Origin of the sequence: Lutibacter citreus, from assembly GCF_003260195.1 — a bacterium.
GTDB lineage: Bacteria > Bacteroidota > Bacteroidia > Flavobacteriales > Flavobacteriaceae > Lutibacter > Lutibacter citreus.
The window spans coordinates 60,993-84,823 of the sequence record NZ_QEIH01000008.1; the positions used below are offsets into that span (position 1 = coordinate 60,993).

The 23,831-nt window shown below is 30.4% G+C and carries 14 protein-coding genes; 8 read left to right on the plus strand and 6 right to left on the minus strand.

The window, feature by feature from the left end; genetic code table 11:
* The first annotated feature begins 72 nt into the window (after positions 1 to 72).
* The 8 genes from DAD81_RS16520 (at position 73) to DAD81_RS16555 (ending at position 14,766) form a co-directional block, all read left to right on the plus strand.
* Entirely contained in the window at positions 73 to 3,144 is a 3,072-nt protein-coding gene (locus tag DAD81_RS16520; protein WP_111709569.1) for a glycoside hydrolase family 2 TIM barrel-domain containing protein, read from the plus strand.
* A gap of 82 nt (positions 3,145 to 3,226) precedes the next feature.
* Positions 3,227 to 4,738, plus strand: a complete 1,512-nt coding sequence (locus DAD81_RS16525; protein WP_218939725.1) for an alkaline phosphatase D family protein — start codon at positions 3,227 to 3,229, stop codon at positions 4,736 to 4,738.
* 115 nt (positions 4,739 to 4,853) lie between these two features.
* Positions 4,854 to 7,124 (plus strand): glycoside hydrolase family 3 N-terminal domain-containing protein, encoded by a 2,271-nt coding sequence (locus tag DAD81_RS16530; protein WP_111709419.1) that lies wholly within the window; start codon positions 4,854 to 4,856, stop codon positions 7,122 to 7,124.
* A 385-nt stretch (positions 7,125 to 7,509) separates the two neighbouring features.
* On the plus strand, positions 7,510 to 8,967 hold the full coding sequence (locus DAD81_RS16535) for an arylsulfatase (protein WP_218939726.1): 1,458 nt from the start codon (positions 7,510 to 7,512) through the stop codon (positions 8,965 to 8,967).
* 55 nt (positions 8,968 to 9,022) lie between these two features.
* On the plus strand, positions 9,023 to 10,498 hold the full coding sequence (locus tag DAD81_RS16540) for a sulfatase-like hydrolase/transferase (protein ID WP_111709420.1): 1,476 nt from the start codon (positions 9,023 to 9,025) through the stop codon (positions 10,496 to 10,498).
* 107 nt (positions 10,499 to 10,605) lie between these two features.
* A complete protein-coding gene (locus DAD81_RS16545) occupies positions 10,606 to 11,733 on the plus strand; it encodes an alpha-L-fucosidase (RefSeq protein WP_111709421.1) in 1,128 nt (375 codons plus the stop codon).
* Positions 11,734 to 11,770: 37 nt separating this feature from the next.
* Positions 11,771 to 13,147 carry an alpha-L-fucosidase gene (locus DAD81_RS16550; RefSeq protein WP_111709572.1) on the plus strand — a complete coding sequence of 459 codons (1,377 nt, stop codon included), beginning with the start codon at positions 11,771 to 11,773 and terminating at the stop codon, positions 13,145 to 13,147.
* Between the two features lie 44 nt (positions 13,148 to 13,191).
* Positions 13,192 to 14,766 (plus strand): sulfatase family protein, encoded by a 1,575-nt coding sequence (locus DAD81_RS16555; RefSeq protein WP_111709422.1) that lies wholly within the window; start codon positions 13,192 to 13,194, stop codon positions 14,764 to 14,766.
* Between the two features lie 192 nt (positions 14,767 to 14,958).
* On the opposite strand, the gene DAD81_RS16560 is transcribed toward DAD81_RS16555, so the two are convergent.
* The 6 genes from DAD81_RS16560 to DAD81_RS16585 form a co-directional block, all read right to left on the minus strand.
* Positions 14,959 to 17,877 carry a glycoside hydrolase family 3 N-terminal domain-containing protein gene (locus DAD81_RS16560; RefSeq protein ID WP_111709573.1) on the minus strand — a complete coding sequence of 973 codons (2,919 nt, stop codon included), beginning with the start codon at positions 17,875 to 17,877 and terminating at the stop codon, positions 14,959 to 14,961.
* Positions 17,878 to 17,890: 13 nt separating this feature from the next.
* Entirely contained in the window at positions 17,891 to 18,904 is a 1,014-nt protein-coding gene (locus DAD81_RS16565) for a dipeptide epimerase (RefSeq protein WP_111709423.1), read from the minus strand.
* Positions 18,905 to 19,043: 139 nt separating this feature from the next.
* Positions 19,044 to 20,108, minus strand: coding sequence for an anhydro-N-acetylmuramic acid kinase (locus tag DAD81_RS16570; RefSeq protein ID WP_111709424.1), 1,065 nt, complete (start codon positions 20,106 to 20,108; stop codon positions 19,044 to 19,046).
* Positions 20,105 to 20,932: an N-acetylmuramic acid 6-phosphate etherase gene (murQ, locus tag DAD81_RS16575; protein WP_111709425.1), complete on the minus strand. Its 828-nt coding sequence runs from the start codon at positions 20,930 to 20,932 to the stop codon at positions 20,105 to 20,107. Before murQ ends, DAD81_RS16570 begins: the two co-directional genes overlap by 4 nt.
* Complete coding sequence (locus tag DAD81_RS16580; protein ID WP_111709426.1) at positions 20,922 to 22,379, minus strand: sodium:solute symporter; 1,458 nt, start codon at positions 22,377 to 22,379, stop codon at positions 20,922 to 20,924. The genes murQ and DAD81_RS16580 overlap by 11 nt, the downstream gene beginning before the upstream one ends.
* Before the next feature lie 84 nt (positions 22,380 to 22,463).
* The gene (locus DAD81_RS16585; RefSeq protein ID WP_157961167.1) at positions 22,464 to 23,810 is read right to left on the minus strand and encodes a RagB/SusD family nutrient uptake outer membrane protein; all 1,347 of its coding nucleotides are present in this window, start codon (positions 23,808 to 23,810) and stop codon (positions 22,464 to 22,466) included.
* Positions 23,811 to 23,831 lie beyond the last annotated feature (21 nt).

The window sequence follows — 23,831 nt, forward strand, 5'->3', positions numbered from 1 at the left end:
TAAGTAAATAATTTAAACATAAAGTAATTGATTATTATAATTAAGCGTATTACTATTAAAAGTTATAAAATAATGCAAAAAACAAACTTTATCTTATTTTTTGTAATCTGTTTAATCCTTAGTGGATGCAATTCTAAATCAGATCAAATTAAAAGGAATCAGAAATCTAGTTTTAATTCAAATTGGAAATTTATTCAAAAAGATGTTGATGGAGCTGAACAAATTGAGTTTAACGATACATCTTGGAGAACGTTAAATTTGCCACATGATTGGAGTATAGAAGGTGAGTATAATGAAAACAACCCTATGGCTGGTCAATGTGGTTATTTACCGGCTGGATTTGGATGGTATAGAAAAACTATTTCAGTTCCAGAATCGTGGAAAGGACAATATGTAGAAATTGCTTTTGATGGTGTATTTATGAATAGTACTGTTTGGGCAAATGGTAAAAAATTAGGAAACAGACCTTATGGATGGATCTCATTTTCTTATGATATTAGTGAAATAGTACAAAATTCAAAGAAAATAACATTTGCCGTACGTGTAGATAATGACAAACAACCATCGGCACGTTGGTATACAGGAAGCGGTATTTATGCACATACATGGATAAATGTAAAGAATAAAAATCATATTTCTAGAGATGGTATTTTTGTTAGAACAGAAGAGAACAATATTTTTGTTGATACAGATTTAACAAGTATAGATGAACAAGCAAAAAAAGGAGTTCTAATCACATCTGTTATAGATAAAAATGGGAAAATAGTAGCAACTGCCGAAAATAATTTAATGTCTAGTGAAGATTTAATAGTTAAAACAAATTTAACATTGAATGATCCTAAACTTTGGTCAACTAATTCTCCTTATTTATACACTTTAAAAAGTGAATTAAAAATAAATAAGGAAATAGTAGATATTGTTGAAACCAAATTTGGTGTTCGTGATATTAAGTGGATTGCCGAATCAGGAATGTGGTTAAATGGAGAAAATATTAAACTTCAAGGAGTTTGTAATCATCAAGATGCAGGAGCTTTAGGAGCGGCAGTTCCAGATAAAATACTTCGTTTTAGAATTCAACAATTAAAAAACATGGGTGTGAATGCAATTAGAACTGCTCATAATCCGCAAACTCCAATCTTTTATGACATTTGTGATGAACTTGGAATGTTAGTAATGGATGAAATTTTTGATGGTTGGAAGAAAAAAGCTACAAACGATTATGGAGCACATTTCTTTGATGATTGGTGGAAACAAGATTTAACAGATTGGATAAAACGAGATAGGAACCATCCTTCTATAGTTATTTATAGTGTTGGTAATGAAACAGGAGGTGCTATTGGTAAAAATTTGGTGGAAGCTTGTAATAATTTAGATCCTACGCGTCCAGTAACTTCAGGTCATTCAGGTTCAGAATATATGAATGTTTTAGGAGTAAATGGAAGTAGTGAAAAGAAAGGTTATTTAGAAAATTTAGAAAAGAATCAAAAAGGAAAGGTTTTTATTGGAACTGAAAATACACATACATGGCAGGTAAGAGGTTATTATAGAACTAAGACCTGGTTTAGAGATGGTTTTCCAAATAAAAACCAAAGACCTTATGCTATACCGGATCTAACAGAAAAAGAGGTATTTAAACATGATTGGATTGAAGAACTTGATAGAAAGAATAGAAAGCAAATTTTTAATTCAAGTTATGATAATGCAACTGTACGTGTGTCATCACGATTAAATATTGCTCAACTTCGCGATATTCCAGCCTATGCAGGTTCGTTCCGTTGGACAGGTTATGATTATATTGGTGAAGCTAGTTATGTGCATGGGGGTTGGCCATTTAAGGCGTTTATGGGAGGTGCTATAGATTTAGCAAATTTTGAAAAAGATTTGTATTTCTTATACCAAAGTCAATGGACAACGAAGCCAATGGTTCACATTTTACCACATTGGACACACCCAAAAGTTGATCTAGGTACAGAAATTCCAGTTTGGGTTTATTCTAATTGTGATGAAGTTGAACTATTTTTTAATGACACATCCTTAGGGAAAATGAAACCAGCTAAAGCTTGGGATAAAATGCAATGTCAATGGTTAGTTAAATGGCAGCCTGGAACTTTAAAAGCTGTAGGTTATAAAAATAGTAAAGTTGTTTCTGAAGAAATAATAAGAACAGCTAATGCACCTTCAAAAATTAAATTATCTATTGATGGAGAACCTTTAGAAGAGACTAAAAACGATATTGTTCAGGTTAGGGTTACAACAACAGATGATACAGATGAGTTTTACCCTTATGGAGAAAATAGAACTTATTTTAATGTAATTGGTGCTGGAAAAATTAAAGCATTAGATAATGGAAGCCCAGTAGATGTTGAACAACATGTTGGCCCAAATCATAGAAAAGCCTTTTATGGATTAACACGTGCTTACATAGAATCTTCAGATGAATCGGGCGCTATTAATCTTTTAGCAAGTTGTATTCTAGGCGAGAAAAAACAAGTTACTTCTAATAAAGTAAGTATAGATACAAAAATTATTAATCTAAGAGGTACTAAAATTAATCCTAAAATTGAAATTTTTTACACTACTAATGGTGATGTTCCAACACTTAACTCCAAACGATATAAATCAAGTTTTGAAATTGCTCCAGAAACTACAGTAAAAGCATTAATAGTTGTTGATGGTAATTCAGTTCAAATTTTAGAAGAAAAATTTGGCAAGAAAGAAGGATTCACTTGGAACAAAAATACGGGAAATAATAACCAAATAGGAGAACAAGCTGAAGAAGCTACAATAACCAAAGGAAGAGTTTTAACGAATGGTAAAAACTTTAAAGGTAAAGGTTATGTAAGTTTAGATAAAAAAGCGGGGGCGTCTGTAGCTTGGTATCAAGAAAATGATGGAGGAGCTGGTGAAGTAGATTTATATATTAGATATAGTTCAAAAATTAAAGATGCTTCTGGTACTTTTATAAAAGTTATTGTAAATGATAAAGTTATAAAAGAGAAGCTTTTCTTATCAAATACAGATAATTGGGGTAGTTTTTGGAGTAAAGTAAAAGTGCCAATTCAAATAAACCGTGGAGCAAATACTATAAAATTAGAAACACTTGAGAACAAAGGTCTTTTTATTGATGAAATTATTTTTAAATAAGGAGTGTTCTTCATTTTTTTTGAGGATGTAACCATTAATTATTTGTCAAATTTTTTTAAAACATTAACTCATAATTAAACTAATGAAAAATATAAATATACTTAATAAATTATGCTTTGTTTTTGTAATACTATTTATTAATAACAATGGCTTTAGTCAAAACACCAATACTGTTTCTGTTCGCAATAAGGTTACCCTTAAAGAAGCTCATAAAGGAGATTTAGCTATTGACACTATGCTACTCGACAGCTACGGGCTTTTACCAGAAAACATTAGACAGTTTTATATGGAATCTCGATTTATTTTTTCTGAAAATAGAGATGCTAATTTTACTAATATAAAAATTTTAGCATCTGCAAAAAAGCATAATATGGCTTTAATAGGCGGGCCTATGCTAGGAAATTTAAAACAAGATAAGGTAACCATTTGGTTGCGAAAATCCTCAACAGCACCATTAACAGTTAAAGCAATAAATTTGGATAACAACATTGAAAAAATTTATTATAAGAAAAATATTGATCCAGGAGTGGAACAACGAATTGTATTGGATGGATTAGCAGCTAATTCTGATTATAAATATGAAATTTATGAAAATAAACTTAAGATTGCAGAAGGGAAATTTACAACAGCTCCAACCTCTGAAGAAAAAGGTTTATTTAAACTAGCCTTTGGGTCAGACTTTCATAAAGTTGGTTTACATAATCCAAATTTAGTAACTCAAATTATAAAAAGAGATCCTAAAGTAATGTTATTATTGGGAGATATAGCTGTTGATGATAGAGAAAACAAGATTAACATGCACAGATCAGATTATCTTTTACGGGATATGTCTAAACCTTGGAGATATCTTTCTGCCAATATACCATTATACACTGCTTGGGACGATCACGATTATTTAAACAACGATCTTAGCGGAACTCCTGAACGTTTTACTACTGATGATGTTGATGCACTTCGAGCTATGTGGTATCAGAATTGGAATAATCCTAAATATAAGGGAGAAGGTATATATTTTAGTACTCAAATAGGACTTGTTGAGGTGATAATGTTGGATACCCGTTCGTGTCGAAATGTTGAAGCACGAGGACAATATGGTTGTTATTTAGGTATGGAACAACAAAACTGGTTAAAAGAAACTTTAAAAAACTCTACAGCTCCTTTTAAGATTATTTCAAGTGGAACTATGTGGAGTGACGATATATCCAATGGAAAAGATTCTTGGGGCACGTGGGATACCTTGGCAAGAGAAGAAATATTTAACCTTATTGAAGTAGAAAATATTTCAGGTGTATTATTAATTAGTGGAGATCGGCACGGTACACGGGCATTCAACATTCCTAGACCATCAGGATATACGTTGTATGAATTTGAAGCAGGAACATTAGGTGGCGTTCCTGGACCAGAAGCTATGGCAAAAGACACAACAAATCAACTTTTTGGCTATGCAGGGACCGATGTTATTGCTTTTGGTGAGTTTATCTTTAACACCAAAATAGATAAGCCTGAGGTTACTTTTAGGCTAATTGATGAACATGGTGAAATTTTAGAAAAACATGTATTAACATATGATCAGCTAACACCACAAAAAAAATAAGAAAGCTTAACGAATAATCTGTTTGAATAAGTAGAAATAAAAAATCAAAAATACAATTGAGTTAACAACTCCAACAAAATTTCTAAAAAAATAACCTAAATTAATATTATTAGTAATGAAGAAAATATCCATTTTATTATTAGTCGCACTCACTTTTCTATGGAATACTTATGGTCAATCACTATCTAGTTCAAAAGACTATAAAAACGCATCTTTATCAATTGATGAAAGGGTAGAAGCCTTATTGCCTTTAATGTCTTTGGAAGAAAAAGTAGCTCAAATGCGAATTTTTCATGCAGGTATTGGAGTAAGGTCAGATAAAGAAGGGAATCTAAAACTCTCTAAAAATGTTTTAAAGAAATTAAAGTTAGGTATTGCAGGTATCAAAAATCCTGGAGAATATTTAAGTGCTGTTAATTCAGCAAAATTTAATAATAAGCTTCAGAAATTTATTATTGAACAGAATCGTTTGGGGATTCCCGCTTTGTTTGTAACTGAATCTTATAATGGAGTAGATGCAGACGATGCTACAAAGTTTGGTAGACCTATGACATCTGCAGCATCATTTAACCCAAGTTTAGTAAATCGTATTTGGGATGTTGTAGGCCGTGAAGCAAGGTTAAGAGGAATGCATATGTGTCATTCTCCTGAAGCAGATATAGTGCGTGATCCTCGTTTTGGGAGAATGAGCGAAGCATTTGGAGAGGATACATATTTAACAACACAAATGATTAAAAATGCTGTTATTGGTGTTCAAGGAAATTATAAGGGTTTAGGGAATGGTACTCATATTGGTGCAGTTACAAAGCATTTTGCAGGATACGGACAAGTATTAGGAGGTTCTAATTTTGCTGCTATAGAAATTTCACCAAGAACATTAATTGATGAAATATACCCGCCTTTTGAAGCCGCAGTAAAAGAAGCAAAAACTTTAGGTATTATGGCTTCTCACGGAGATTTAAACGGAATTGCAAGTCATGGAAATCCAGCATTATTAACGGGAGTGCTTCGTGATGATTGGAATTTTAAAGGTTATGTAGTTTCCGATGCAAATGATATTGGTCGTTTACATTATTTTATGAAAGTAGCAGAAACTCCTGAAGCTGCTGCACAAATAGCATTAGAAGCAGGTGTAGATATTGATTTATACGCAGAAGATGCATACGCTTATTTACCTGAAATGGTTGAAAAAAATCCTGAACTAAGAAAGTTTATAGACAGATCTGTAAGACGTGTTTTAAGAACAAAATTTATATTAGGTTTATTTGACAATCCATATATTGATATTTCAGAAGTTGAAAAAGGTGTTCGTTCTCAATCTTCATTAGATTTGGCTAAAGAATCAGACTTAGAATCTATCATTCTATTAAAAAATGAAGAGAATACACTTCCTTTAAATAGAAATAAATCCATAAAAATTGGACTTTTAGGACCTTTAGTTAAAGAAAATACGAAAACCATGTTTCAGTCTGTTGTAGGTAATAATATAAAATTTGTTGCAGAAAAAGGTTTTAGTTTAACAAATGGAGATAGTGCAATACCAAAACTTTTAAAAAGAGACCCAAAATCAATTTCAAATTTGGTAAACATTGCAAAAGGTAATGATGTAAATATTTTATTTTTAGGAGGAGATAAGTACACTTCAAAAGAAGCATACTTTGAAGGTACTTTAGGAGACAGAACTTCTATTGAGCCTCTTGGGCCACAAGACGAATTGATAGAAAAAGTGAAAGCTTTAGGGAAACCAGTAATTGTAGTTTTAAAACATAGAAGAACATTAGCAATAAATACTATAGCAAAAGAAGCAGATGCTATTTTGGATACTTGGGATTTAAGTGAGTTTGGAGATGAATCTACAGCAAAAATTATTTTTGGTGAAGTTTCTCCTTCTGGAAAATCACCTGTTACAATACCAAGATCTATTGGGCAATTACCTTTCCATTATAGTATGAAAGAAATTAACTACAAAAAAGGATATTTATTTATTGAAAATGGTCCAATTTACCCATTTGGTTATGGATTAAGTTATGCTGATTTTAAATATTCAGATATTAAAGTTTCAAATTCAGAAATAACACCAAATTCAGAAATTGAAGTGAGTGTAACGGTTACAAATTCTGGAAAAATGAAAGCTAAAGAAGTTGTACAAATGTATATTAAAGATATAATAGGCTCAGTTACAAGACCAGATAAAGAACTAAAAGCGTTTGATAAAATTGAATTAACTCCTGGTGAAAGTAAAATAGTAACATTTAAAATTACTCCAAAAATGTTAGAGTTTACAGGTGTTAAAATGGAAAAAACTTTAGAGGCTGGAGATTATGCCGTTATGGCTGGGACATCTTCTAAAGAGTATTTAGAAACATCATTTAAATTAAAATTATAAAAAAAACAATATTTGCACTTTTTGTAATTATTATATTTTTCAACTATTCTATAACGCAAAATATTTTTAATAATAGTTGGCGAAATTTTGAAGCTGAAGACTAAGATTTTTAATCTTATTTTGTGAAAATAATGTTCTACTTTAATGCAAAACGAAGAAATAGCAAAAAATGGTTGAAAAGCTTTCTCATTACTTCAATAAATAAAAGTCAATTCAATTTTTTATATAAAAACCATCCTATATTTCATCTAAACATGAATAAAACTAGGTTTTTTACATTTTAAGCAACATTTTGAACCCCCATGTGAGAAATTTTTAACTTAATAAAACACTAATTTTATATCTATAAAGTTAGTATCCAATTCTATTTATCATTTTTTTAAATATGAAAGTTAAATTATACATACCACTATTAACAGTTATATTAATGGCTCTAGGTTTTAGTTGTAAAAGCAAACAAAATGAAGTTTCAAAAGCTGTTAATACAAAGCAGAAACCAAATATCATTTTTATTATGGCAGATGATTTAGGTTATGGGGATCTAGGTTGTTATGGTCAAACCAAAATTAAAACACCAAATATAGATAAAATGGCATCAGAAGGAATGATTTTCACCAATCATTATTCCGGATCAACAGTATGTATGCCTTCGCGTGCTAGTTTATTAACTGGTTATGACCAAGGACATGCAAGTGTTAGAGGAAACCCTGTTTGGACCAAAAGCGGAACCCCTGTTAACCTTAAACCAAATGAACTAACTGTTGCAAATGAACTTAAAAAAGCCGGATATAAAACAGCTATTATTGGGAAATGGGGACTTTCAGAAGGTAATACTAAAGATAATATGCCTTCTAACCACGGTTTTGATTATTTCTTAGGATATAAGAAACATAGTGATGCGCATCACTATTATTGGGATACTTTATACCGTAATAATGATCCTTATATTTTAAAGGAAAATAACTTTTCATTGAAACAAGGAAAATACACACACGATATATTTGTAAATGAAGCATTGAGCTATATTGAAAAAGAAAAAAACAACTCTTTTTTTCTGTATTTAGCGCTTACTATTCCACATTTGGAGCTAACGGTTCCTGAAGATTCCAAAAAACCTTATCAAAACCTGGGGTGGCCTAAGCGTAAAATGAATACGAATGGGCATTATAAAAATGATGATGAAGGAAACGCCACGTATGCTGGTATGGTTTCTCGTATGGATAGAGATTTAGGTAAACTATTTGAAAAGTTGAAAGAATTAGGAATTGAAGAAAATACGATTGTTGTTTTTACAAGTGATAATGGTCCTGAATATGAATCGAAAGATCGGTTTTTTAACAGTAACGGAAAATTAAAAGGAGGAAAAAGGGATTTGTATGAAGGAGGAATTCGTATTCCATTTATTGTTAAATTTCCAGGTAAAATTGCTCCTGGGTCTAAAAGTGAACATATTTCAGCTTTTTGGGATTTTTTACCTACAGCTTGTGAATTAGCAGGTATTGAACCTTCAAATAATGATATTAATGGAATTTCTTTAGTCCCTGAATTAATGGGCAATACAGAAAAACAAAAAAAACACGACTACCTATATTGGGAGTTTAATGAGCGTGAAGGACCAATTCAAGCAATTAGAAAAGGTGATTGGAAATTGGTTTGGAAACTAGAAGGTAAGCCCGAATTGTATAATCTTTCAAATGATATTGGAGAATCTGAAAATCTAGCTTTAAAAGAACCTGAAAAATTAAAAGAAATACTCGGTTTATTAAAAAATGTTAGAACTGAAAATAACGAATTCCCTTTAAAAACAAGGGCATTAGCAGTAAAAAAAAGAGGTGAAAAGTAAGATTAAATTAAAAATTAGATAAAAGTTTAAAAAATAATAATATTTTAAATAAATAATGAAGAGAATAATTTTAACTAGTTTACTGTGCATAGTGTATTTATCATCAAATGCACAAGAGAAAAAAATATTGAATGAAACTGTGAACAAAAAACGACCAAATTTTCTGTTTATATTAGTTGATGATCAATCTCCTTTTGACTTAAAAACTTATGATGCAAAATCGATATTAGAAACACCAAATATAGATAAACTTGCAAAGGAAGGAATCGTTTTCGATAGTGCACGTAATATGGGGGCAATGAATGGTGCTGTTTGCACACCATCACGTCACATGATAATGTCTGGACGTACCGTTTGGAATTTGCCGCGCAGTGCAGGTTATAATAAAAACATAAATTGTCCCGATAGCCTTCAACTTCAAACTATAGGAGCCGTATTTAATAGAGATGGATACAAAACCATGCGGACATGTAAAAAGGGAAATTCATATGCAGCAGCAAATAATCAATTTTCAGTAATTCACGATGCAGTTAAACGAGGAGGTACTGAAGAAACAGGTAGTGCCTGGCATTCTAAACAAGTGCTTAATTATTTAGAAAACCGAGAGGAAAGTAAAGAAGTAAATCCTTTTTTCATATATTTTGGTTTTTCTCATCCACATGATGAGCGTAATGGAACTCCTGAACTACTAGCAAAATATGGAGCTACCAATCATACTGACCCTAGCAGTCTTCCTCCAAAAAACTCAAAACAACCAGAATTACAAGATAATTACCTTTCTGCACACCCATTCTTTCATGGTCATAAAAATTTAAGGGATGAAGAACGTGTAATTGGAGTTTGGAAGAATAGAGATGAACAAACTGTTAGAAATGAATTGGGGCGCGAATATGCTTGTGATGAAAATATAGATATTCAAATAGGTAAAGTTCTTAAAAAGCTTGAAGAAATGAACGAATTAGATAATACTTATATTATTTATACTTCGGATCACGGAATAGCAATTGGACGACATGGACTCATGGGAAAACAAAATTTATACGAACATACTTCTCGAGTACCTTTTATTGTTAAAGGGCCAAAAATAAAAGCAGGACAACGTGTTAAAGGAAATGTTTATTTATTAGATATTTTACCAACAGTTTGTGATTTAGCAGGTATTGATATTCCTAAAACAGTACAAGGAGTTAGTTTTAAACCTTTATTAGAAGGTAAGAGAAGTATAATGAGGGATGTAATGTATGGAGTTTATTGTGGAGGGTCTAAACCAGGAATGCGCAGTGTAGTTAAAGGTGATTGGAAACTAATAAAATATGACCTTATGGAAGGTACAATTAGAAAAACTCAACTTTTTAACCTTGCTAAAAACCCGAATGAATATTTACAAGAACATAAGAAAACTGGTGAAATGGAAACCAATTTAGCTAATAATCCCATATATGCTGAGAAGTTAGCTGAAATGGAAAAATTATTATTGGAACAAATGATAGAAAATAACGATCCATATAGATTATGGGATCAAGTAGATTAATAATTTTTTAACGAAAGCACAATAAAAATATTTAGTAAATATCATTACAATATAGAGAGTATTTGAACTAAAAAGATTTATAAAAGTAATAAAAAATAGGAAAACTTATGGATAGAAGAAATTTTATAACTTTATCATTATTGGCAAGCGCTGGAGCTATGTTATATACAGGATGTTCAAATATTACTGATAAATCCATTCCTCCGTACTTAACAGATTACAAAGATTTATATAGCCAAAACCCACGAAAGGCAGCCACTGAGTGGTTTAAAGATGCTCGCTACGGAATGTTTATTCATTATGGGTTATATTCTCTTTTAGGAAGACACGAGTGGGTTATGCGCAATGAAAAAATTCATGTAGCTGAATATGCTAAACTAAAAGATAAATTCACTGCCGAAAAATTTGATGCAGATTTCATTACAGATCTTGCACTAGAAGCAGGTATGAAATACATAAATTTAACCACGCGTCATCATGATAGTTTTTGTCTGTGGGATACAAAATTTACAGATTTCAATAGCATGAATTCTCCTGCAAAAAGAGATTTAGTTGCCGAACTTTCTGAACAATGCAATAAGAAAGGTATTGCACTCTTCTTGTATTATTCACATGGACGAGATTGGCGTCACCCTCATGCACCAAATAACGATAAATGGAAAGGAGCTGCTCGCCCTGATTATGAGACTAAAGAACCTTTTTATAAATATGGAGAAGAACACGACTTAAATATTTATCTAGATTTTATGTCGAACCAAGTGAATGAATTGCTCGAAAATTATGAAAACATAGCGGGGATTTGGTTGGATGGTTTTGCAACGCCGGCATCAGGAGATCGGTCACTTTTTAAGTGTCAGGAGTTATATGATTTAATTCATAGTAAACAACCACAAGTATTAGTTTCTTATAAACAAGGAATGTTAGGTACTGAAGATTTTCTTGCTCCTGAACACAAATATAAAAAAGGACAAAAAATAGAAAAACCTTTAGAAATTTGTGACCATCTGCAGCGAAAAGGTTGGGGATATCTTTCTTCAGAAGATGGCAATCACAAATCCAAAGAAGAGGTAATTGAGATGCTTAAAAAAGCGAATGAATATCCAGCTAATTTATTATTAAACACAGGGCCTCTTCCAAGCGGAGAAATGCATCCTGAAGATGTAAAAGTTTTGCGTGAAGTTGGAAAAGAAATAAATTCAAAAGGTTGGGAATCTCTTTTAAAAGAAAGTCTATAGATTTTTCTTGAAAAAAATTACTATAATTCAAAATACAATGAACAAAACTATTATAATATCTATACTACTTTTTGCCTTTTTAACCTCAAATGCACAGCAAAAAAAGATATGGAATGAAACAAAAAAAGAGAAGACAGAGCGTTTAGCTTGGTGGACAAATGATCGTTTTGGAATGTTTGTACATTGGGGAACATATTCTTTAGCTGGAAGACATGAATGGGTTAAAAAACGAGAAAAAATCTCTGATGATGTATATCAAAAATACTTTGATAATTTTAATCCAGATTTATACAATCCACAAGAATGGGCCAAATTAGCAAAAGCAGCTGGAATGAAATATGCTGTTATTACCACAAAACATCATGAAGGTTTTACTTTATTCGATTCTAAATACACAGAATATAAAGTTACAAATACACCTTATGGAAAAGATGCCCTTAAAGAATGGGTTGATGCATTTAGAGCAGAAGGACTTAAAATAGGGTTTTATTATTCAATTATTGATTGGCATCATCCACAATATACTATTGATAGAGTACATCCATTAGCTCCAAATACAGACAAAGAATATAAAGAATTAAATAAAAATCGTGATATGACTATTTATCGCGAATATTTAAGAAATCAAGTAACTGAAATTTTAACTAATTACGGTAAAGTTGATATGCTTTGGTTGGATTATTCAATATCAGGTAAGCATGGTAAAGGAAGAGAAGATTGGGGCTCTGTTGAACTTATGAAACTAATCCGAAAACTACAACCAGAAATTATTGTTAATGATCGTTTAGATTTAAAAGAATATGCGGGAGGATGGGATTTTACAACACCAGAACAGTTTAAAGTAAATGAGTGGCCTACCTACAACGGAGAAAAAATACCATGGGAAACTTGTCAAACTTTTAGTGGATCTTGGGGCTATTATAGAGATGAATTAACTTGGAAAGATAATAAGCAATTATTAGTATTATTAATAGAGTCTGTAAGTAAAGGAGGTAATGTTTTACTAAATGTTGGTCCAACCGGAAGAGGTGAAATTGATTATCGAGCAGAAAGTGCTTTATTACAAATGGGAGATTGGATGAAATACAATGGAAAATCAATTTATGGTTGCACCCAAGCTCCAGAGGAATTTGAAGTTCCTGATAATTCATTATTAACGTATAACTCAAAAACAAATAGACTTTATATTCATTTACTGGATTATCCATTACAAAATTTTACACTTAAAGGCATGAAAGGTAAAATAAAATATGCCCAGTTTTTACATGATATGTCTGAAATACAAATTGCTACACGGCATGGAGCTTGGGGAAAAGAAGAGTTAGCTGAACAGGATGTTAATCTAAGGCTTCCAGTAGTTAAACCAAATATTGAAATTCCTGTTATTGAGATAATATTAAATGAAAAAAATTGAGTATCACCTTTAAACAAAAGTTTATATAAATAAAATTTAATATAATGAGAAAAATCACTCAACAACTAATTGTTTTATTATCTTTTTCTTTTCTTATTAGCAGCTGTTCATTACAAAAAGAAGCGGAAGTAAAAGAACAAGAAAATCCAAATATTATTTATATTCTAGCTGATGATTTAGGTTATGGTGATATAAAAAGTTTTAATCCAAATGGAAAAATACCTACACCAAACATAGATAATATGGCTGCCAATGGAGTTATGTTTACCGATGCACATACTTCATCTGCTGTTTGTACACCAACTAGATATGGAATTTTAACTGGGCGTTATAATTGGCGTAGTAGTTTAAAAAGCGGAGTACTTGGCGGTTATTCAAAATCGTTAATTACACCAAATCGTACTACAGTTGCAGATATATTAAAAACACAAGGGTATACCACAGCTTTTATTGGAAAATGGCATTTGGGTTGGGATTGGTCTTTTGAAGAAGGTGAAAATACAGATATAAACAAACTACATGTAATACAAAAAGTAAATTATAAAATACCAGTTAAAAACGGACCATCTACACATGGTTTCGATTATTCATTTGGTTTTTGTGGTTCTTTAGATATGCCTCCTTATGTGTTTGTAGAAAATGATTTTCCAACCATGGAACCAAAAAAAAATACTGTAAATAATGATTCAAAAGGTTTTTGGAGAAAAGGTCCAACTTCAGAAGATTTTGTTCACGAAACAGTACTACAAGATTTAACAGATAAAGCTATAAATTATATTGAAGAAAAATCGAAAGGAGATAAACCTTTCTTTCTTTATTTTCCTTTACCAGCTCCACACACGCCTATTTTACCTTCAAAAGAATTTTTAGGAAAAAGTAATACCAATGAGTATGGCGATTTTGTAATGCAAGTAGATGATGTTGTGGGGCAAATTAGAGAAACACTTAAAAATCAAGGTGTTTCAGAAAATACGCTCTTGGTATTTACCAGTGATAATGGATGTTCTCCTAAAGCTAATTTTGAAGAACTTGCAAAAGTAAAACACAATCCTAGCTATGTTTTTAGAGGTATGAAAGCTGATATTTATGAAGGCGGGCATCATGTTCCATTAATTGTTGAGTGGCCTAAAAAAGTGTTGAAAAATTTTAGCTCTAGTAAAACAATTTGTACAACTGATTTTTTTGCAACTTGTGCAGATGTTACAGGATACCAAATTAAAGAAACCGAAGCAGAAGATAGTTATAGTATGTTACCTTTAATAATGAATGAAAACTCTAATGATATTAGGGAATACACGGTTCACCATTCTATTAATGGTTCTTTTGCAATTAGACACGGAGATTGGAAATTGTGCATAACTCAGGGTTCTGGAGGATGGAGCTACCCAAAACCTCAAGAGATAAAAAAGAAAAATTTAGATTTACCTACAATGCAATTATTCAATTTAAAAGTAGACATTGAAGAAACAACAAATTTAATTAGTCAAAATCCAGATAAAGCAGTTGAATTAAAAGCAGCGCTTAAAATAATAATTCTAGATGGAAGAAGTACAAAAGGAGTTATTCAAACAAATGAAGATATGGAAAATTGGAAGCAAATAGAATCAATAGTTAATTAACATTAATGTATACTTTAGTGAAAAAGGATATTTATACATTGCCTATAAAAGTAAATCCTACTAGAAATAGTAGGATTTTTTTATATTTAAGAGTTAGTTAAAGGTTTTACTTAAATAGTAGTTTTAAAATATGCTTAATAATATTTAGTTTTCTCAATAATAATGTACTTATAAACTAAAACTATTTAATTTTTAAGGTTTAATAATTGCTTCGTAAATTAAATTATGAATAATAGTCCTTATGTCTTTTTCACCAAGTTTGTTGTTACTCATTGTAGGATAAACTCTATTAGAAAGGAAAACATACAATAAACCATTATCAGGATCAACCCAAGTATATGTTCCGGTGAAGCCACTATGTCCAAAACTATTTGCAGAAGCATATTTACTACTTGCTTTAATTTCTGGATCTAAACTAGGCTTATCAAACCCAAGACCTCTTCTAATGCTATCTTTTGAAAAATATCTGTGGTTAAATTTATCTATAGTTTTTGCTTTAAAATATTTTTTCCCACCATAAAATCCTTTTTGAAGGTACATCTGCATAATTTTGGCAACATCATTTGAATTTGAAAACAACCCAGCATTTCCACTAACTCCATTCATCATAGCAGCTCCCATATCATGAACATTCCCTTGTAATGTTTGGTGTCTAAAATAGTCATCTATTTCAGTGGGAGCAATACGGGTTTTTGAAAATTTTTCTAAAGGATTATAAGTCAGTGTTTCGGCTCCTAATGGTTTGTAAAAGTTTTCATTATTTAAGTAATCCATTTCCTTATTATAAGTGTCTTTTATGTATTTTTTAAATAAGTAAAAAAGTAAACCACTGTATTTATAACCATTTTCTAAACGTTGAGGAGCTTCTGCTATTTTTTTATAAATAGAATCTGTATAGGAATTTGTTAAGAATAAATTTTCTGCAACTTTTATAGAAAATTTTTCATCTTTTGTATTACTATAATATTTTTTTAATGGTTGTGTTTTAATGCTGTCAATTGTTTCTAAATAATAAGGAATCCAAGGTTTTATTTTAGCTACATGAGATAAGGCTTCTTTCATAGTAATTGTATCCTTATTTGAACCTTTTAAATATGGTAATAATTCGCCAAGTGTTGAATTTAAATTAAATAAACCAAGTTCCTCACTTTTCATTATTATTGGTAACCCACCTAATATTTTTGTTACTGAGGCTAAATCATATAAATCGGTTAATTTTACTTTTTGCTTTTTATTATAGGTTTGATAACCAAAACTTTTATGATAAACAACTTTTCCGTAACGAGCCACTAAAACTTGTCCGCCAGGAGCCATTAAAGAATCAACAACCATTGTAGTCATCGAATCTATTTTTTGAAGTAATTTAGAGCTCATATCAACTTCCTCAGGAATTGAATAAGAAAGTCTCAATAAATTTGAAGTTGTTAATCCTGTTCCTTCAGGAAATGTATTTTTAATTGAAACAGGTAACTTTCCCTTAGCTTCAATTGCTCCAAAAATCATTTGAGCCGAAATTTCTTGAGAAACATCACTGTTTTGATAGGAAACAATAACAGCATTTATGTTTTTAAAATTTGAAATATCTAAAAGTGAATAAGGGCTTGCAAAAACATCTAATATTACCTTATTGTTTTTTGAAATTTCTTGAAGCCAAGAAAGTTCTTTCGGAGTCATTTTAAAACTTTTCCAAGGAGTTTCGTTAGATTTATGATAACCTACAATAACGGTGTTGTATTTTTCTAATTGTTGAAGTAACTCTGTAATGTTATCAGCTAAAACAATATCAATTTTTGTGTATTTTTTCAGCGTATTTGTAAAGTTAAAATTATCTGAATCACCTAATTTAACATACGCAATTTTAGAATTGGAGAGGTCTTTAATAGGGAGTGTTTCATCATTGTTTTTAACAAGAGTAATGGCTTCTTTTATTAAAGATCTGTATAATAATTTATCTTTTGAGGTAATAATATCTTCTTGAATATTAGTTTCTTTAATAGGAGTGAAGTTATTTAAACCAGCCCAATATTTTGCTTTCAATATTTTCCTAACAGATTCATTTAATCGTTCTTCTGTGAAAATATTATTTTTAAGTGCTGTTTTTAATTTTTTTACTGCAGCTTTAACATCTTCAGGAATAAGCAACATGTCATTACCTGCAATAAATGCAGCTAAATCAATATCACCAGGTTTTGCGTAATTTGCAGCACCTTTCATATTTAAAGCATCAGTAAAAATTAACCCTTTAAAATTCATTTTCTTTTTTAAAAGTTCTGTTACTACTTTGTATGAAATTGAAGTTGGAACTCCTTTTTTTGGTTCTAAAGAAGGTACATTTAAGTGCGCAATCATTACACTTGCCAAATCTGTTTTAAAAAGTTTTTTATAAGGGAATAATTCAATAGAGTCTAAACGTTCTAAACTAAAATCTAAAAAAGGAAGTGTTTTATGTGAATCTGTTGAAGTATCTCCGTGCCCTGGAAAGTGTTTTGCATTTGCTAAAACACCTGCTCTCTGCATCCCTTTTATAAAAGAAATAGCTTTTTCGGTTACATTGTATTTGTTTTCACCAAAAGATCTATTGCCAATAATTGGATTTTTTGGGTTTATATTAATATCAACAACAGGTGCAAAATTAATATGAATACCAACTCTTTTACAATGTTTACCTAATTGTTCTCCAAATTGTTCAATTAATTTATTGTTTTGAACGGCACCTAATGTCATATTCCAAGGATAGCGAAATGAGTTTTTTAATCGCATATTCAATCCCCATTCACCGTCAAAACCAATTAATAAAGGAATTTTCGATTTATTTTGATAGGTATTTGTAAGGTTAACTTGTTTTTTTGGTGTTCCTTGCATGAAAATTAAACCGCCTATATGATATTTTTTTATCATTTTTTTTATAAAAGCGGTATGTTTTTTATCCTTATTTGAATAAGCTTGAATCATAAATAACTGACCAATTTTTTGGTCTATATTTAATTGACTCATAATACTATCAACCCATTGGTTTTGATTTTTAAAATCTACAGTACTTAATGGCTCTTGCTGCTGTGCATTGCTTGTGGTTAAAAATAAAAGGAAACCTACAAAAAGTATTTTTTTCATTATTAATAATATTTTAGTCATTTAAAAGTACACCTGTTCCGTTTAATTCTGAAAATATAGTATTTCCATTTTCTAATTTCACACCTGTTGCAATATCATTAGTTAATAATAATGCACCATCCATATCAACATAATCTAATATTGGAGTTAAATGAGCAATTGCTGAAATTCCAACAGAAGATTCTGTCATGCAACCAACCATAGTTTTTAAACCTAACGATTTGGCTTTTTCAATCATTCTTTTAGCAGGAGTTAGTCCACCGCATTTCATCAGTTTTATATTTACACCATGAAAATGATTGTAACATTTTTCAATATCGCTTTCAATAATACAGCTTTCATCAGCAATAATTGGTAAATAAGAGTTTTCATAAACAATTTTTGAGCCTCTCCAGTTTTCGGCAGCTAAAGGCTGTTCAATAAATTCAACACCTAGTTTTTTTAATTCTATAGAGTTTTTAACTGTTTCAGTAACGTCCCATCCACAATTTGCGTCAATTCTAAAAATTGAGTTAGAGTGTTTTCTTAACTCTGTAATTATTTGAATATCATTTTTAGTGCCTAATTTTATTTTATAAATTGGCCAAGGCATTTCTTTCATTTTAGAGACCATATTTTCTATGGTATCAATTCCAATTGTGAAATTTGATTGAGGTAATTTTTTTAATTTAAGATTCCAATAATTGTAAAGTTTTACACCCTTTTTACGCGTGTATAAATCGGTATAAGCTTCATCTAGTGCACATAATAAAAACATGTTTTTGCTAAAAAAAGGGAATAGGTAAGTCCAAAAATCTTGTGGAGTTTTATCTAATTTAACTTCAATAATCTTACGTTTTTTAATTAGTTCTTGTTCAAATTGTTCAACAGTAGTGTTATAATATGGGTTTGCTGTAGCTTCTCCAAAACCTGATATATTATTTTCTTGAAGCTCAATTATAATTAATGGAATTTCAGTTCTAGTTCCTCTTGAAATTGTAAAAGGATGTTTTAATTTTAATTTGTATGTTCTTATTATGAGTTTCATTTTATAACAAAGCTTCTCTTAAAATTGATATAATATTTTGAAATCCGCAGAGTTCCATATTTAATTTTATATGGATAATTTACACTTGTAACTGCTATAATTGTTCTAGTAGATTTACAGTAATTTAAAACGTTTTATTTTAAATTTCAAAAATTACACCGCTACTATGATCTTTACTTGCACCAGTTACACTTTTTAAGCAATTATTTTTGCCTTCATCTTTTAGAAAACCTAATAAAGCAAAAACCAACGCTTCTTTATAATTAATAATGGTGTTGTTTGGTATAATAAGTTTAGTTTTAGTGTATTCCTGAATTTTTTTAGTAAGGAATGTGTTATAGGCTCCACCACCAGCAACAAGTATAGTTTTAGATGCGTTTGAATCAATTTTTCTTGAAATTTGTATTGCAATATGTTCAACAAAAGTTCTTAAAATATCTTTGGTGTTAAGGTTGTATTTGTCTATAATAGGGATAATTACTTCTAGAATAAATTCATAACCTAAAGATTTTGGTTTAGAATCATTATAAAACGGTAATGAATTTAATTCATTAAGTAAAGCTAAATTAACTTCACCTGTAGAAGCAATTGTTCCTTTATCATCATAATCAAGATTTAAAGCAGCAACATAATGATTCAATACAATATTAGCAGGGCAAATATCAAATGCAATTCGTTGCTTATCTTTAGTTAAAGAAATATTAGAAAAACCACCTAGGTTTAAACAATAATCATATTCAGAAAAAAGAAGCATATCTCCTATTGGAACTAATGGAGCTCCTTGACCTCCAAGAGCAATATCTTGAATTCTAAAATCACAAATTGTTTTAATCCCCGTAATTGAAGTTATGTAAGGCCCGTTTCCAATTTGAAGGGTATAACTTTTAGCAGGGTTGTGATATATAGTATGGCCGTGTGATGCTATATAATCTATGGTTGAAATGTTATTTTTAGCAATGAAATCTTTAATAATCTGGCCTAGGAAAATTCCATAGTCTGCATCAAGTTTTGTAAGTTCTTCTCCATTTAAGTGAAATCCTTTTTTTAATGTAAATTTCCATTCTTTACTGTATGGAACAGTTGTAGCATTAAGTATTTCAAAAGTATAATTTGAGTTGCTATTTATTTTAGCATAAACAATATCAATTCCATCTAATGAAGTTCCACTCATTACGCCAATTATATGCTTAGTTGTACTTTTCATTTTGGTTTATTTTCGTTTTTATAATTGTCTAAAGCATTTTTTACGCTTTTATGTTTTTCTAAAAGTAGAGAAGCTAATCCTTGATCAATATGAAGTTCATCCATAATCATAAGAACACCTCTGTTAATTAACTTATTATTTGATAATTGCATGTGTACCATCTTATTACCTTTAACTCTGCCCAATTTAATCATAACAGCTGTAGATATCATATTTAGTACTAATTTTTGCGCAGTACCAGATTTCATTCTTGTGCTTCCTGTTACAAATTCAGGTCCTACAACTATTTCAATAGGATAATTAGAAACTTCTGAAACAGGACTATTTTCATTACATACAATACATCCTGTTACAATATTATGTTCATTTGCTTTTTTAAGACCACCAATAACATAAGGGGTTGTTCCTGAAGCGGCAATACCTACCAAAACATCTTTATCTGAAATATTATATGAAGTTAAATTTTTCCAAGCTAATTCTGTATCATCTTCGGCATTTTCTACTGCTTTTCTAAGTGCTGAATCTCCTCCAGCAATTAAACCAATAACCCAATTGTCAGAAACTCCATAAGTTGGAGGGCATTCAGAAGCATCTAGGACTCCCAATCTTCCACTGGTTCCTGCTCCAATATAAAATAATCGTCCACCTTTTTGCATTTTAGCATGAATAATATCTACTAATTTTTTAATTGAAGGAATTACTTTTTCAATTGCATTTGGAACCGTTTTGTCTTCTGTATTTATATTTGTGAGTAGTTCTGATGTACTCATTTTTTCAAGGTTATTATAGTTGGAGGCTTGTTCAGTTGTGGGTTTATTTTTCATTTTTTGTTTTTACGATAATTAAACTTACAATAGTTAATAGTGCATTAACTAATATATTCATAAAACCTAAATCAAATGAAAACTGAGTTATGAATAAATAATTTAAATAATAGGTTAATAGCGGCATTAAAATACAAATGTATGGAACTGCAACATCGTTTATTTTTATTTTTGTGAAAATTCCTAATAAATAAAGGCCTAATAAAGGTCCGTAAGTGTACCCCGCAACTTTAAATATTGTTGAAATTACATCTCCTTTACTTTGGGAGAATGAAAGTATAATGGTGAATATAACTAAAGAAAACCCTAATAATACATAATTTTTTATTTGTTTTTTTTCTTTAGAACTTTTGTGCTGAATATCTAAAAAGTCGTAGGTGAATGATGTTGTTAATGCTGTTAAGGCAGAATCTACACTTGAAAATGAGGCTGCGGTAATTCCTAAAATAAAGCTTATACTAGCTATTGTTCCAAAATGATTTAAAGAAAGCAGAGGGAATAGGGTATCGGTATTTATAAATTTCCCGTTTTCTACGTCTAATTGAATTCCAAATTTTTCAGCATATAAATACAGCATAACTCCTAATCCTAAAAATAGAAATTGAGTAATAGCTAAAATAATACTAAATGTTAATATATTTTGTTGCGCTTCTTTTTTGTTTTTACAGGTTAAGGTTTTTTGCATCATATTTTGATCCAAACCTACCATGGCAACAGCAATTAAAATTCCTGAAATAAATTGTTTGAAAAAGTTACTTCCGGAGTTAAAATCCCAATTAAATATTTTAAAGTATTTATGGTTAGTTACTGATGTGATAGTCTCTGAAAAGCTTAAATCTAAAGAGTTTTTCACAACGTATATCGTTACTATTACAGACATTAGTAAAAAAAAAGTTTGAAGTGTATCTGTCCAAACAATTGTTTTAATACCTGATTTATGAGTGTATAACCATATGAGAATTAATATAATAAGTACAGTAATGAAAAACGGAATATGAAAGGCGTCAAATACGGCGTATTGTAAAATTTTTGCAGCAAGTAATAATCTTAGAGCCGCTCCAAATGATTGGGATATTAAAAAAAATAGTGAGCCAGTTTTATAGGTTCTAACACCAAATCGGGTTTCTAAATATGTATATATTGAAACTAATTTTAGTTTGTAATAAATTGGAACCAATACGTATGTTATAAATATGTATCCAACAACATTTCCAAAAACAAATTGTAAATAATAAAAATAATTAGTACCTACCATTCCTGGAATTGAAACAAAGGTAACACCAGATAATACGGCTCCAATCATTCCAAAAGCAACTATTTGCCAAGGAGATTTTCTGTCGCCTGTATAAAAAGAATTATCACTTGTGTTTTTTGAAACAAAATGAGAAATGAGCATTAAAGCTCCAAAATATGATACTATTATTATTAAAATTAGTGTTGAATTCATTTGTGATTTTGAATTATTTTATTTTATTAATAAACGGGGTTTTTTTAAAATCCCGTTTATTAATAATGTTTACTCTAAACTTAATTATATGCTTGGATCTGCCGGAGTGTTAGGGTTATTTTCTCTCTCAATAGATGGATAAGGATAATAGTTTCTATTTCTTTCATTAGTTGTATTTGTAGCGGAAGGAACAGAAAAATCTGGATGAAATCTTTTACTGTCTCCAAATCTCAACCCTGTTAAAAATAATTCAATACATCTATTTTTATATATTTCTTCTAAAATGTCATTTTGACTTGTTTCGTCTCCAGTCCATGCAGGAAGGTTTGCATTAACACCTAGAGGGTCATTATTTTTTTGTCTTACTAAATTTAATTCAATAACAGCATTACTTAATTGATTTTGTCTAGCATAAGCTTCCGCTTTATTTAATAGCATTTCTCCATTAAGGTAAATAGGAATTGCAGATGTACTAGTTCCAAAAAAACCTAGCATTTCACTTAAATCTTGTGCGCCTGCATCTAAATTAGCGGAACCAGCATCTTCTCCTAAATAAAAATCAACACGGCCATCACCTGTTTCTGGAGCATATGCGCCTAATAAACCAAAGTTAGTTTGTGGGTTTAAATCTGCAGAATTTACTGTACGATTCCAAATTGGGTTTTGATTATTAGCATCAAAAACCCACATTGAATTAGTTGTGTCACTATTATTTAATACAGCATTTGCAGCAGTAATTGATTCGGTATAATTACCAGCTAATAAATAATATCTAGAAAGGAACGCATTTACTGTTTTTGGTAAGTTCATTTCAGACCATAAAACAGTTGATTTAAATTCATCTGATATTGGTGCTGCAGACATGATGTCTCTGGCTTCTTCTAACAATGAAATACAATTAGCAAGAACTGTTGTCCGATCACTAAAAATAGCGGCACCATCGGCAGAATTATTAATTGGTACTTGTTCAAACATTTGAATAAGATAACCTAAACTCATAGCTTTAATTAGATTTCCATATGCTAATACACCACTTTTAGTACCTTCAGAAAGATTCACTGTATTTGCACCATTAATTAATGATTCAGCCATTCCTTTCACTCGGATAATATTTACCCAAGGATTTGTGATACCACCACTCTCAGCTGGTAATTCAGCGCCTCCTTTGGCTAATTCATTAATATTTAAAAAAGTATTGGTTACTCCTAATTCTCTAGTGGTAATTCCCGGAGCTTCTATAATTTGTCTCAATGCTGTAACTGAATAATATTGTCTTATTCCGGTTGCTAAAGCAAAAAGGCCCTCTTTTGTTCCTAAAACAACATCTTCTGTTGGGTTATTTGGGTTTTCAAACTCGGTATCACATGAATTGAATAAACCACTACTAATAAGTAAAGCACCTATGATTGTATATATTTTTATATTTTTCATTTTATAATATTTTATAGTTAA